Annotated in this window: 13 protein-coding genes and 1 rRNA gene; 13 read left to right on the top strand and 1 reads right to left on the bottom strand. The window is 47.0% G+C overall.

Going from position 1 to position 13,128, the window contains the following annotated elements:
- Positions 1–26: 26 nt before the first annotated feature.
- The 11 genes from RCO25_RS31225 (at position 27) to RCO25_RS31275 (ending at position 11,163) form a co-directional block, all read left to right on the top strand.
- Positions 27–236, top strand: a complete 210-nt coding sequence (locus RCO25_RS31225) for a PLD nuclease N-terminal domain-containing protein (protein ID WP_308999978.1) — start codon at positions 27–29, stop codon at positions 234–236.
- On the top strand, positions 233–1,183 hold the full coding sequence (locus RCO25_RS31230) for an ABC transporter ATP-binding protein (RefSeq protein WP_308999979.1): 951 nt from the start codon (positions 233–235) through the stop codon (positions 1,181–1,183). The genes RCO25_RS31225 and RCO25_RS31230 overlap by 4 nt, the downstream gene beginning before the upstream one ends.
- The gene (locus tag RCO25_RS31235) at positions 1,180–2,025 is read left to right on the top strand and encodes an ABC transporter permease (RefSeq protein WP_308999980.1); all 846 of its coding nucleotides are present in this window, start codon (positions 1,180–1,182) and stop codon (positions 2,023–2,025) included. Before RCO25_RS31230 ends, RCO25_RS31235 begins: the two co-directional genes overlap by 4 nt.
- A gap of 103 nt (positions 2,026–2,128) precedes the next feature.
- Entirely contained in the window at positions 2,129–2,512 is a 384-nt protein-coding gene (locus RCO25_RS31240) for an ATPase (protein ID WP_308999981.1), read from the top strand.
- A gap of 185 nt (positions 2,513–2,697) precedes the next feature.
- Positions 2,698–2,985 carry an Asp-tRNA(Asn)/Glu-tRNA(Gln) amidotransferase subunit GatC gene (gatC, locus tag RCO25_RS31245; protein ID WP_308999982.1) on the top strand — a complete coding sequence of 96 codons (288 nt, stop codon included), beginning with the start codon at positions 2,698–2,700 and terminating at the stop codon, positions 2,983–2,985.
- A 35-nt stretch (positions 2,986–3,020) separates the two neighbouring features.
- Positions 3,021–4,478 (top strand): Asp-tRNA(Asn)/Glu-tRNA(Gln) amidotransferase subunit GatA, encoded by a 1,458-nt coding sequence (gene gatA / locus RCO25_RS31250; RefSeq protein WP_308999983.1) that lies wholly within the window; start codon positions 3,021–3,023, stop codon positions 4,476–4,478.
- Positions 4,479–4,513: 35 nt separating this feature from the next.
- Positions 4,514–5,953, top strand: coding sequence for an Asp-tRNA(Asn)/Glu-tRNA(Gln) amidotransferase subunit GatB (gene gatB / locus RCO25_RS31255; protein ID WP_308999984.1), 1,440 nt, complete (start codon positions 4,514–4,516; stop codon positions 5,951–5,953).
- A gap of 144 nt (positions 5,954–6,097) precedes the next feature.
- Positions 6,098–6,808, top strand: coding sequence for an MgtC/SapB family protein (locus RCO25_RS31260; protein ID WP_308999985.1), 711 nt, complete (start codon positions 6,098–6,100; stop codon positions 6,806–6,808).
- Positions 6,790–8,715 (top strand): DUF4097 family beta strand repeat-containing protein, encoded by a 1,926-nt coding sequence (locus RCO25_RS31265; protein WP_308999986.1) that lies wholly within the window; start codon positions 6,790–6,792, stop codon positions 8,713–8,715. Before RCO25_RS31260 ends, RCO25_RS31265 begins: the two co-directional genes overlap by 19 nt.
- A 75-nt stretch (positions 8,716–8,790) precedes the next feature.
- Positions 8,791–9,225 (top strand): peroxide-responsive transcriptional repressor PerR, encoded by a 435-nt coding sequence (perR, locus tag RCO25_RS31270; RefSeq protein ID WP_308999987.1) that lies wholly within the window; start codon positions 8,791–8,793, stop codon positions 9,223–9,225.
- A gap of 204 nt (positions 9,226–9,429) precedes the next feature.
- The gene (locus tag RCO25_RS31275; RefSeq protein WP_308999988.1) at positions 9,430–11,163 is read left to right on the top strand and encodes a glycosyl hydrolase family 18 protein; all 1,734 of its coding nucleotides are present in this window, start codon (positions 9,430–9,432) and stop codon (positions 11,161–11,163) included.
- Between the two features lie 85 nt (positions 11,164–11,248).
- Here RCO25_RS31275 and RCO25_RS31280 read toward each other — a convergent pair whose 3' ends face one another.
- A complete protein-coding gene (locus RCO25_RS31280; RefSeq protein WP_308999989.1) occupies positions 11,249–11,608 on the bottom strand; it encodes a YgzB family protein in 360 nt (119 codons plus the stop codon).
- 154 nt (positions 11,609–11,762) lie between these two features.
- On the opposite strand from RCO25_RS31280, the gene RCO25_RS31285 reads away from it, so the two are divergent.
- A complete protein-coding gene (locus RCO25_RS31285) occupies positions 11,763–12,647 on the top strand; it encodes a nucleotidyltransferase-like protein (protein ID WP_308999990.1) in 885 nt (294 codons plus the stop codon).
- 361 nt (positions 12,648–13,008) lie between these two features.
- Positions 13,009–13,128 (top strand): 16S ribosomal RNA (locus RCO25_RS31290); the annotation flags it as partial.

Genomic DNA, 13,128 nt, shown 5'->3' on the forward strand with positions numbered 1-13,128 from the left:
GTTGATATGAAAGCGGGGGTTATTATATGAACGAAGAGATCGTATTATCTGAAATCTTACCTATTATTGCGCCGATCATCGTTATTCAGTTGATTCTAATGACCGTTGCATTGGTTCTATGCGCAAAGGCAGAGAGCACGCGCGGCCCTAAATGGGTTTGGGTTCTGATCATCATATTTGTTAATCTATTTGGGCCGATTGCTTTCTTTATTGCCGGGAGGAGGAATGAGGGATGACGGAGCTTCTCCAGGTAAGGGGCTTAACCAAAACCTTCGGTACGTTTAAGGCGGTCGCAGGCATTGATTTTTCCATAACCGAAGGGCACTGCGTTGCGCTGCTTGGTCCTAACGGGGCAGGGAAGACAACGACGATACGAATGATTACGGGACTGCTAAAGCAGACAGCGGGCCAAATGGTTTTCCAGGGCTCTGTTCAAGCTTGCAATCATCGCGGGTTAATCGGCTATTTGCCGCAATCCCCTAGCTTTTATCCTTGGATGACAGGCTACGAATATGTTGTTTACGCCGGGAAATTATGCGGCCTAAGCTCCGCTTCCGCCCAAAAACGAGCAAAAGAGCTGGTAGAACGGGTCGGAATCTCTAGTGCTGCTATGAGACGCATTGGCTCCTATTCGGGAGGAATGAAGCAGCGGCTGGGCCTTGCTCAAGCACTCGTCCATCAGCCCAAGCTGCTCGTTATGGATGAGCCGGTCTCCGCGCTGGATCCGCTCGGGCGCAGAGAGGTGCTTGAACTGCTGCGAGATCTGAAGCAAGAAACGACGGTGCTCTTCTCGACGCATGTTTTGCATGATGCGGAGGAGCTATGCGATGACGTCATTATCATTCGAGACGGACAGGTCGCGCTGCAAGGGTCGATCGAGACCATTCGGAAAGAACATCGTAAACCGATTATCGAGCTGCAGCTCGAAAGGGACACTCACTCTGAGCGTTGGTTATCCTCTTTTATAGAAAGAAGTAATCTCGAGACAAAAACAGGGAAAAAGGCTAGTTTATTCGAAGCGGCCGAGCTGCAAAACAGGACAGGCCGTTTTACCGTTAACGACGTGGACGCTGCAAGGAGCTGCCTGCTGGAGGAGCTGTCGCGGGAGCAAGTCAAGTTCAGCAGCCTGGCCGTGGGCCATACCTCATTAGAGGACTTATTCATGAAGGTGGTGAGCTCATGAGAAGCGAAACGATGGAACGCATAAGCCTAAGCCTACCTCAAGCGCCCTTATCCTCAGGTTTTTACCGTTACATGGTCATGGTTCAAAAAGAGCTGCTAGAGCTTGTGCGGAGCTACAAGTTATTATGGGTGCCGCTTATCTTTGTTTTGCTTGGCATTATGCAGCCGGTGTCGACTTATTACATGCCCGTCATCTTAGAGCATGCCGGAAGTATGCCGGAAGGAACGGTTATTGAAATTCCGAAGCCGCTGGGCGCGGAGGTGTTAGCGCAAACGCTTCAACAATTCGGTACGCTGGGCGTACTTGTGCTCGTGCTCGCCTGCATGGGCACGGTATCCGGTGAGCGTAATAGCGGCGCGGCATCGCTCATTCTTGTGAAGCCGATTTCTGTACTGTCCTACATCGGCTCCAAATGGACGTCTATGCTGCTCCTTGCCTGGGGCTCGCTTACCGCAGGATATTTGGCCTCATGGTATTATACCGGGCTGCTGTTCGGCGAGGTTCCATTCTCGGGTGTGTTAAGCAGCCTGATTGTGTACGGTTTATGGCTTTCCTTTGTTATGGCGATAACGCTTCTTTTCAGCTCATTGCTCCTGAGCCCGGCCGCGGCTGCTTTTTCAACGCTTGGCGGGGCAGTTGCGCTGTCCTTGCTGGCAGGTCTCTTCCCTAAATTTTTGGGATGGAGTCCTGGTTCGTTAAGCGGCTTCGCTTATGAATCTGTTGTTACGGGTATAGCAAATACTAGTCGATTCGGCTGGGCGATAGCTTCCACAATAGTATGCATAGCAGCGGCAGTAAGCGTTTCTGCAGCATTCCTTCGAAAAAGTTCGGCTGTTGATTAAAAAAAATGTCAGTCTATTAACTCTCTTCGATTGGACACCGCTATCATTTTTTAGTAGGATAGTAGTGAAAGAATCAGCGGCGAAGAAACGGGAGTTGAAGACGATGCTACAGCTAGGCACAAAGGTCGTCATTGTGGCTGACCAATATGAACAAAACCTTCCCATTGGGGAACATGGTTATATAATAGCGTACGATCGAAACGCGGATAATGTCTTTGATTATGTGCTGCGGGTTCCTTCGGCGAATCGCAATTTCCTCATTCCAGATGAGGACGTCGAGCTTGAAGAGGTGCTCATTCAAGATGAGGTTGACCGCATTGAGCGTGAGGCTCTAATTGATTTTGCGCTCGCTACGCATAACGAGGAATTATTTAAGCGGATTATGAACGGCGGGAATGAAACGGAACCGGAACAGGACAATACGGCCAAGGAACCGCTCAGCCCTGCAGACTTTATTCGGCAAGTAAATTTAAAGGCTTGGATTTAAATCGCAGCTGCATATAGCGGACTGTTCTGCATGTCACTTACTGACTGCGGAACAGTCTTTTTTTTGTTGAGTAAATGGGATCGGAAGAGCTTAGGGGCGTTGTTTGCCGTTTTCATTGATGTTCGCCATGTAAGTGAGATATAATAGGAAGAATGATTACAGGAATAGGAAAGGAAGAATACCTGATGAGCATTACGCCCAAGGATGTAGAGCATGTCGCCAGGCTGGCGCGGTTAGAGCTTTCCGATTCGGAGAAGGACCAGTTTACGGAGCAGCTCAATGCGATTTTGAAATATGCAGAAAAGCTAAACGGCTTGGACACGGACAATGTTGATCCGACCAGCCATGTACTTCCGATTACGAACGTTATGCGTGCGGATGAGAATCGTCCGTCGCTGCCAATCGAGAAGGTTTTGCTGAATGCGCCTGATGATGAGGATGGACAATTTAAAGTACCTGCGGTACTTGAATAATAAGAATGGGTTTTATTTGAAGGGAGGAACTACTGTTGGCACTGTTTGATTTGCGCCTGCAGGATGTACATAACAAGCTTAACAATAAGGAACTATCCGTTTCTGAGCTGGTTAGCGCATCATATGCGAGAATTGCGGAAACCGAGCCTGCTATCAAGGCTTTTATCACATTGAACGAAGAAAATGCACGCTTGCAGGCTTCCGAGCTGGACAAGCAGCTGCAAGAAGGCGGCGAACGCGGTTTGCTGTTCGGTTTGCCGGCGGGAGTAAAGGATAACATCGTTACGGAAGGCCTGCTTACGACCTGTGCAAGCCAGTTTTTAAGCAATTACAATCCGATTTATGATGCAACGGTAGTTCGGAAGCTAAAATCAGCCCATTCCGTAACGATTGGCAAGCTGAACATGGATGAGTTCGCGATGGGCGGTTCCAATGAGAACTCGAGCTATTACCCGACACGCAATCCATGGAACACAGAGTATGTTCCGGGCGGATCAAGCGGCGGCTCAGCAGCATCGGTTGCAGCGGGTCAGGTATACTTCTCGCTTGGTTCCGATACAGGCGGTTCCATTCGTCAGCCGGCAGCATACTGCGGCATCGTGGGACTTAAGCCTACTTACGGGCTTGTTTCGCGCTTTGGCCTCGTGGCTTTTGCATCTTCACTGGACCAAATCGGTCCGCTTACCAAAAATGTAGAAGACTCCGCTTACGTGCTGCAAGCAATTGCTGGTTACGATGCGGGCGACTCTACTTCTGCGAACGTGGAGATTCCTGATTATACATCTGCGTTGACCGGAGATGTCAAAGGCTTACGCATCGGCGTACCAAAAGAATACCTCGGAGCGGGCATTGATCCGCGTGTGAAAGAAGCGGTGCTTCAAGCTCTAGTGGTATATGAATCATTGGGCGCTACATGGGAAGAGGTTTCGCTTCCGCATACGGAGTATGCGATTGCCACCTACTATTTGCTTGCTTCCTCGGAAGCATCCTCGAATCTGGCTCGTTTTGACGGCGTACGCTACGGCGTTCGTGCGGAAAATCCGGAAAACCTGATCGATTTGTATAAAAAATCACGCAGCGAGGGCTTCGGCGCGGAAGTGAAGCGCCGGATAATGCTCGGTACGTATGCGCTTAGCTCCGGATATTACGATGCTTATTACTTGAAGGCACAGAAAGTGCGGACGCTGATTAAACAGGATTTTGATCAAGTGTTTAGCCAATATGATCTGATTATCGGACCTACGGCACCTACGCCGGCATTCCGGATCGGGGAGCAGGTTGGGGATCCGTTAACGATGTATTTAAACGATATTTGTACAATACCGGTTAGCTTGGCAGGGGTTCCTGCTATAAGCGTACCGTGCGGTACGGCTGACGGCTTGCCGATCGGTCTGCAAATTATCGGGAAAGCGTTCGACGAGTCGACGGTGCTGCGCGCCGCTCATGCGTTCGAGCAGCACACGGAGCATCATAAACAACGTCCGCAGCTATAAGCGGTCATATACGTTTACGGAAGGGATCGATACGAATGTCTGAACCGAACAAATACGAGACGGTTGTCGGGCTGGAAGTCCATGTCGAGCTGCATACGAATAGTAAGATTTTTTGCGGCTGCTCGACGGCTTTCGGCGCGCCGCCGAATACCCATACCTGTCCAGTATGTCTTGGACACCCCGGCGTTTTACCGGTATTGAACCGTCAAGCGGTCGAATACGCGATGAAGGCAGCAATGGCACTTAACTGCCAAATTGCTGATATTAGCAAGTTTGATCGAAAAAACTACTTTTACCCGGATTCGCCTAAGGCTTACCAAATATCGCAATTCGATCAACCGGTCGGCGAGCATGGCTGGATCGATATCGAGGTAAATGGCGAAACAAAGCGAATCGGCATTACTAGGCTGCATCTTGAAGAGGATGCAGGAAAGCTGACTCACGTAGATGGCGGTTTCGCCTCACTTGTCGATTTCAACCGTGTCGGTACGCCGCTAATCGAGATCGTGTCCGAGCCGGATATCCGCACTCCAGAAGAAGCAAAGGCTTATTTGGAGAAAATCAAAGCGATCATGCAATATTGCGATGTGTCTGATGTGAAAATGGAAGAAGGCAGCTTGCGCTGCGACGCGAACATCAGCTTGCGTCCTTACGGACAGAAGGAATTTGGAACGCGGGCTGAGCTGAAGAACATGAACTCTTTCCGCGGTGTTCAGCGCGGACTTGAATACGAACAGTTCCGCCAAGCGGAAATTCTTGACGGCGGCGGCGAGGTTATCCAAGAGACGCGTCGTTTTGACGATGCGCTTGGGAAATCGTTCTCGATGCGCGGCAAGGAAGAAGCACATGATTACCGCTACTTCCCGGATCCAGATCTCGTGCAGCTGCACATCAGCGAGGAATGGAAGCAAAGCATTCGGGCAACGATTCCGGAACTGCCAGATGCGCGCAAAGCAAGATACACGGCTGATTACAGCCTGCCAGCTTACGATGCCGAAGTTATTACTTCATCTAAGAAGCTTGCTGATTTCTTTGAGGAAAGCTTATCCAACACCAAGGATGCCAAAACCGTTTCGAACTGGATTATGGGCGATCTGCTAGGCTTCTTGAATGCGAATGGCCAGGAAATTTCCGATGTGAAAATAACCGGACGAGGCTTAGGCGAAATGATCGGATTGCTTGAGAAAGGCACGATCAATGGTAAAATTGCCAAAACCGTATTCAAAGCGATGCTCGAATCCGGCAAGCTGCCACAGCAAATTGTCGAGGAGCAAGGTCTCGTTCAAATTAGCGATGAAGGTGCCGTACTGCAGATCGTGGATCAGATTATAGAAGCGAATCCGCAATCTGTCGAGGATTACAGAGCAGGCAAAGATAAAGCGATTGGTTTCCTGGTTGGCCAGATTATGAAAGCCTCTAAAGGGAAAGCTAATCCTGCGCTTGCAAATAAGCTGTTAATTGAACGCTTGAAATAAGCGCAACCATACGTAAAGACGCGGTTCATCATCCGATGAATCGCGTCTTTCTTTTTGACCAATACTCGGTTTAGAAGACCTGTATGCTCCATTTGCTGCATACAATTATGTTACAATAGCGATTATGGAAAGGTCGGGATCGCAATGGAATTACATTCACTAAACAATCCTTGGAATATAAGTGAGCTTCATATTCTGCTAAGATTGATGCTGGCACTGCTGTTAGGAGGTCTCGTCGGATTTGAACGTGAGCAATCCAATCATGCGGCCGGACTCCGAACCAACATATTGGTTTGTTTAGGTTCTTGCTTGCTCATGCTGCTCTCTATGTATGGCTTTTCGGCTTTTGTCGATGAGCCGAATGTAAGGGTTGACCCCGCTCGTCTTGCTGCAGCTGTCATCACAGGGATTGGTTTCCTCGGGGCAGGTACAATATTGTTTACGGGCAAGTCGATAACAGGCTTGACCACCGCAGCTTCGCTTTGGGTCGTATCCGCGATTGGGTTAGCTGTAGGAGCGGGCTTTTATTTCGCTTCTGCAACCGCGACAATTATGGTGCTCGTCACGCTATGGGCTTTTAATAAGCTGGAGAAAAGGTATATTAGCGCGAAGAAGGAACATTTGATTAAAATAAAATCGAATGATTTGTCTCAAGCCATGATGGATATCAACAGCTTGCTGACAGATCGGAAAATCGTTATGAGAAAAATGCTGCTGGAGGAGTGCGAGGCTGATGAAAACGGCGGACAGGTTATGCTGCAGCTCTATATTACGCTGCCAAAATCAGAAGCGCTGCTCGTTCTTCTCGATAGTATAAAGCATTTGGAGGGTGTACGTTGGGTCAGCTCAGAATAAAACGGATGAAAAACAGGCTGCTCACTGTATTATTCGCGTTCCTGATGCCAGGAGCAGGACATATGTATACGGGGCAGCATCCGAAGGGATTATTGCTTATTGCGGCTTTTTGGCTGGATTTGACAGCCATTGTACGATTAGCTGATTCTGACGGCGGGAGACATTTACTGTTGATTGTTTATCTAGGCATCATGCTTCCAATCTTTTATTTTATAAGCGTATTCGATTCCTTGCAGAGCGCTGAGGCAGGAAATCATAAACCAGTTGCGTTAAATCTCACGCACGGAGTTTTACTTTTAGCATCGGGGAGCATTATGCTTATTTTGGTAAGGCCCCCGCAGGCACTTTTGCCCTGGATGAATGAGCTTGCGGAGCTCTGCGTGGGTCCAATCATTATGATGACATCAATTATGCTGCTGTTACGTTCACGGAAAGGGTCGGTATCTATGTTTAAGCTAGGTCGTTTTACAGCTGCAGTGCTTGTCCTCACCGTAGGAATATTGCTTTTGCTCGATCAAATTAATGGAAGAAATGATATTTCGCTACTTGGACAATGGTGGCCGGTCATATTTATCATATTAGGCCTTGAAATCATAATATTCAGCTTAAAATTTAAAGGAGCGGAGAAGAAGCTTAGATTAGATGTTGCAGGCGGAATGATTGCTTTAGTCATTACACTGACCGCATATGTCGTAACGCAATACGCAGATATTCCTTTTCGGTGGCTGGATCAATTTAATGTTGATCTAAACGGAGCGGCCGATTATGGAGAAGAAAAGGGCTTCCGTTACGATAAGGCAGTTATCAAAGTTCCCTTGGATGAAGCAGCATCACTCATTCGTATCGTTAATCCAAATGGACAAGTAACCGTTCGTACGGGTGACGTGCAGGAAATTGAGCTTTTGACGGCCGTATGGGTCGATGTCGCCGAAAAGACGGAAGCGGATGTCATAGCTGAGCAGTCAACGGTAAAAGTCAATCCCGGTGCGGAGGTTACCTTGGAGGCGAAAAGTCAGTCTTATGGCGCAAACGGCAGCAGAAAGCCTAGAATGAATATGATCATCACCGTGCCAATGTCTCTTTCTGATCAAGTGCAGGTGGAGGAAGAAGCTGCGGAGACGCCGTTGCAACCTGACTTGAATAGTGTACTCGATGCGGCAAAAGAGAAGAGCCTGGAGATGCCATTTTCTATCGCTGAAGAAGAAGTAGATTCGACTATGCAGTTGGCAACGGATACAAATTCGGACGAGGAGACTGAGCCGACGCCTGAGCCGACAGAGGAACCGAAGCCAGCTTTGAAGCTGAGCGTGGAATCAGATAACGGCTCCGTTGAAATAAAGGAATTGGCTCTGCCAGGCGGCTTAGACATCCGAAGCAACAGCGGGATTATTTCTGTAAGCAACATTAACGGCGATTTAACCGTCAAAGGTAATAATGGAAGTATTACCGTTAACGGAATATCCGGTGATTCCAGCCTGGAGACGAAGAACGGTACGATTGCCGCAGCGGATATCAAAGGAAAGCTTTTTGCCAATACGCTTAATGGAAGCTTGGAAATCAAAGATATTAAAGGAAACATCGAGGCCGAAACGAAAAATGGTAAAATTAAAATGGACGGAGCAGGTGCTTCCGTAAAAGCGGATACGCTTAATGGCAGCATTGAGCTGAGCAGCGATACGGTTGGCGGCGATTGGGATCTGGACAGCTCGGTTGGCGAAGTAAAGCTCACGATGCCAGTGGACGGACATTTTACAGTGTACGGATCGGTAACTTTCGGTAATATTACAACGGAGCTGCCGCTGGAGGTAAGTAAGAAAACCATACGCGGAACAATAGGAGAGGGCACTTTTCGAATTCAAATTAACGCAACGAACAGCATCGCGATCAAACAATTTGGGCGTTCCTAAAAAGGCGCTTTCATTGACAAACTCTTAAATTAGAACGTACAATAGCTGTAACTACTAAGGAAAGGCGTGAGGGGAATGGGAGCCAGCGTTAACTTAGCACTTGAGCAACTGAAGATGAATGGCGTCCGAATGACCCCGCAACGTCACGCCATATTAAGCTACTTGATGGACTCCATGTCCCATCCGACCGCAGATGAAATTTATAAAGCGCTCTCTCCAATTTATCCAAGCATGAGCGTGGCTACAATATATAATAATCTGCGTTTATTTGTAGAAGCTGGATTAGTGCGTGAGCTGACTTATGGCGATGATTCTAGCCGTTTTGATTCGGATTTATCCGATCATTACCACGCCATTTGCAAAAATTGCGGTTCAATCGTGGACTTTGATTATCCGCCGCTGCTTGAGGTGGAGCGTGCCGCTTCACGGGTGACGGGTTTTGTAGTTGAAGGCCACCGGATGGAAATATACGGGATATGCTCGACATGCAACACCACGTCAACGAAATAATTTACGCAAAGCCAAAAAATAGAACGTGCCGGGGAGCGCTTCAACGCTAATCTGCACGTTTTTTATTGAGACATAACAATTTTTAATTTCTCGCTTAGGAATCTGCTTATATATGAGAGAATCGACTCCCATTGTTGCTATAAGACCATGACAAACGTTTAAGCTTGCCAGAAGCATACAGAAAGCATGTAGGAGAGTGATGACTTGGAAACGATTTATAACCGAGCGCCGCGCCCAAGAGGAAACCGAGGTACCCGGAGCATAGTTTTTTTATTTTTGGCGGGAGTGTTGGTTGTATTTTGCTGGTACGGATATATGCGCTATATTCCAAACAACGAAAAGGCAGATCCGGAATATCAATCCGAGTTTCCGATTCTCATTCGAGGCTTAGAGGCCGAGCAGGGAGCAATTATTGAAAATAACGAAGTAAAGCTGCCTCTCCCCGTACTCGAGCAGGTGCTTGGTCAGGACAAGCCTATCCGATATGAGCCAGATTCGGGCTCCATTATTTTAACTACGGCAAATAAAGTTTTGCATCTCAAAACAGATTCTTTATCGGCCACGATTAATCAAAAGCCTTATAATTTAACGATTACCGCTGAAAAAACGGGAGAGACGGTATACATCCCAGCAGCACCTTTAGAGGAACTATACGGGTTACATGTTGAATATAAGCAAGAAACGGGTACTGTAACTCTGTTATCCGAAGGGGATTCAATCCAATTAGGAGAAGCAGTAACGGAGAAGGACGCGGCTATACGTACCGAAGCAACGATCCGAGCCCCCTTTTTACAAAAAGCCTCCCAAGGTCAATCGTTTAGAATTTGGAAGGAGCAGGATGGTTGGCTGCTAGTCCAGAGCAACGATGGTCTGACTGGCTACATGAATAAAAATGATGTGAAACTGACGGACATCAGCCAAATTCCTTCTCAAGCTGAGGAGACCCCCTTCATCGCTTGGAAGGTGCTCGGAAACAAAATTAATATGACATGGGAAGCCGTTTACGACCGGAATATCGATTCGGCTAAGATCCCCGCCATGCAAGGCTTGAATGTGGTTAGTCCAACATGGTTTGCGTTAGCAGATGATAAAGGAACGATTAAAGGCAAGGCTGATCCAGCTTACGTGAAATGGGCTCACAAGCAAGGCCTGCAAGTTTGGGCGTTGTTCAGCAATGACTTTGAACCTGAGCGTACGTCAAAAGTTTTGGCTACTGCAGCATCGCGATTTTCAATGATCCAACAGCTGATCGGTTTCGCGCAGGTTTATGGATTGCAAGGGATTAATGTGGATTTTGAAAATGTTCACACCTCGGATAAAGCCAATTTTGTGCAGTTTATCCGTGAGCTTACACCGCTATTGCACGAACAGGGTCTGGTTGTATCGGTTGATGTAACGCCAAAATCGAATAGTGAGATGTGGTCGTTGTTTCTAGACCGCGCAGCCTTGGGCGGAATTGTCGACTATATGATGGTCATGGCTTACGACGAGCATTGGGCGTCAAGTCCGAAGTCAGGCTCGGTTGCTTCTCTGCCTTGGACGGAGAGCTCGGTGCTTCGCATCATGCAGGAGGATGGTGTTCCTTCTAATAAGCTCATACTCAGCATGCCATTATATACACGCATATGGACGGAGAAGAAGGGTGCAGATGGTAAGATCACTGTCTCTTCAAAAGCAGTCGGTATGGAGCGTATCAAGGAAATTATTAATGAGAAGAAACTAAAGCCTGTGTTTGATGCAGCAGCGGGTCAAAATTACGTGGAATATAAGGAAGACGGAAATTTAACTCGAATTTGGATCGAGGACGATGTTTCCATAAAAGCTCGTGTTGCCCTGGTGCGGAAATATGATTTGGCAGGCGTAGCAACCTGGCAGCGAGCATTCCAAACCCCGTCCATTTGGAAAACAATCGACAATGCTATTAAGCAAAGGCCATAATACATTCTATTTTAATGATGCGAACGAAAAACGCCTCCTTCTCTGTATGCAACAGGGAAGGAGGCGTTTTTTTGTTTATTTCGAACTAAACCTGCTGTTCAGACGGACTGTGCGTCGCTTGTGCGGGATCGAGCGTCAGCATGGTTTTGCAATACATACAACGGTCAGTCTTGCCGAGCATTTTCGTTGGCCGGCTGCATTCCGGGCACTGCAGCATGGTCGCGCTCGTTGACATCATACCAGCCCAGAAATAAACTGCTACACTAATGAGCAACGAAATCATGCCGATTACCATGAAAATAGCTGCGATAATTTTTCCGGCTTGTCCCCAAAATACGATGCCAGCAGTGCCTAGTATCATTACGCCCATACCAACCAGGGTAAAGACAAGCCCCCAAAGACGGAATTCATTAATTTTGGCCGACTTAAAAAAGAACTTTTTCATTCGTTCAAACCCTTCCTATGACTAATGACTTATTAAAATGGGACTGTTTTCTGAGTTAGTAAGCAGGAATGTGCCTCTAACCTGTCGAAAAAGAATAAAACTGTAGAATATTATTATAGCTCAATAAAATGTGATTAGCTATATGGAGGAACCGGTGGAACATATAAAAGCGCACTTCGCAAGCAGCTATCAAGATGAACCTAGTGTTGTCGGTTTAGCTGTAATAGAAAACCCATATTCTTATAATCCATTAATTGATGGATTAGATTTATTATTACTCGTTGTGAAAAATGATGAGCATGCATTTAATGAAACGGAGCATGTTCAACTCGAGGGTCAGCGCGTGATGATTCGAACCATTGATTCAGCTGGCTTGAACGAATGGTTGTCCGGCGGAGAAAATCGCAATATTATTGAGTGGCTAGTTCGGGGGGAGATCTTGTTGGATCGCGACGGCTATTTAAGCGATGTTCGTGAACGTCTGCTTCAATTTCCTGATGCTATGCGGGAGCAAAAGCAGTTTTCGGAATTTGCTGGATTCTTAAGAACGTATTTGCAAGCGAAGCAAGACTTGTTGGACGGTAATCTGCTTGATGCATACAGTCATGTGTTAACTGCCCTTAACCATTGGGCTCACATTGTTCTTATAGAAGAAGGCCGGCATCCTGAGCTTACGGTATGGAAGCAGCTGAAGCGGGTTCATCCTGGAATATACAAGCTTTACGAAGAGCTAACGGTTAGTCCGGAAACGTTGGAACAAAGAGTACAATTAGTTATGCTTGGCTGTGAGTTCTCTGTAATGACAAAAATGAAAACAAGCTGCGTTTTGTTGTTCAATATACTGAGAAGCCGCGAGGAGCCTTGGAGTATAGCAGAACTGCAATCACATCCCTCCATTAATGTATTGCATGTCGATTTATCGCTTGTTCTTCAGAAGCTGGTGAAGAGAGAGTATATACGCGAAGTTGCTGTTATGCATGAGTTAGGGGATATTGGCGCACTGGAGCTGCGCTACATGATGACTGAGAAAGAGATGTAGGAACTTATAGAGCTAGTTAGGCCGTATTTATCAGGTCTAACCAGCGCTTTTTGTTTTCAAAAGAAATACTGCAAAACATGCTTGACTTATATGGAGGACAGATGATATATTAGTACTCGCCGCTTTTACAGGTTACATGATCGAAAAACGACAAGTTAAAAAAAATGTCGAATAACGAAAAAAAGTACTTGCAAAGAGATGGGCGAATGTGATATATTATAAAAGTCGCCGATACGAAATACGCGGTTGACACGAAAGAAAAGATTGCTCTTTGAAAACTGAACAACGAGTAATAACTGCCTCGCAAATCCTTCGGGATAAGCGAAAAAGCGATAAAAAAGTAATGAGCATTTCAAACACCAATTTGGAGAGTTTGATCCTGGCTCAGGACGAACGCTGGCGGCGTGCCTAATACATGCAAGTCGAGCGGATCTTGTCCTTCGGGACAAGATTAGCGGCGGACGGGTGAGTAACACGTGGG

The organism is Paenibacillus sp. LHD-38 (genome assembly GCF_031157315.1).
GTDB lineage: Bacteria > Bacillota > Bacilli > Paenibacillales > Paenibacillaceae > Pristimantibacillus.

Bases quoted from the DNA above. Each gene is read 5' to 3' on its own strand.
- perR (WP_308999987.1), top strand. From the start codon at position 8,791: ATGGGAGCCAGCGTTAACTTAGCACTTGAGCAACTGAAGATGAATGGC.
- RCO25_RS31235 (WP_308999980.1), top strand. From the start codon at position 1,180: ATGAGAAGCGAAACGATGGAACGCATAAGCCTAAGCCTACCTCAAGCG.
- gatC (WP_308999982.1), top strand. From the start codon at position 2,698: ATGAGCATTACGCCCAAGGATGTAGAGCATGTCGCCAGGCTGGCGCGG.
- RCO25_RS31260 (WP_308999985.1), top strand. From the start codon at position 6,098: ATGGAATTACATTCACTAAACAATCCTTGGAATATAAGTGAGCTTCAT.
- RCO25_RS31230 (WP_308999979.1), top strand. From the start codon at position 233: ATGACGGAGCTTCTCCAGGTAAGGGGCTTAACCAAAACCTTCGGTACG.
- gatB (WP_308999984.1), top strand. From the start codon at position 4,514: ATGTCTGAACCGAACAAATACGAGACGGTTGTCGGGCTGGAAGTCCAT.
- RCO25_RS31280 (WP_308999989.1), bottom strand. From the start codon at position 11,608: ATGAAAAAGTTCTTTTTTAAGTCGGCCAAAATTAATGAATTCCGTCTT.
- RCO25_RS31225 (WP_308999978.1), top strand. From the start codon at position 27: ATGAACGAAGAGATCGTATTATCTGAAATCTTACCTATTATTGCGCCG.
- RCO25_RS31240 (WP_308999981.1), top strand. From the start codon at position 2,129: ATGCTACAGCTAGGCACAAAGGTCGTCATTGTGGCTGACCAATATGAA.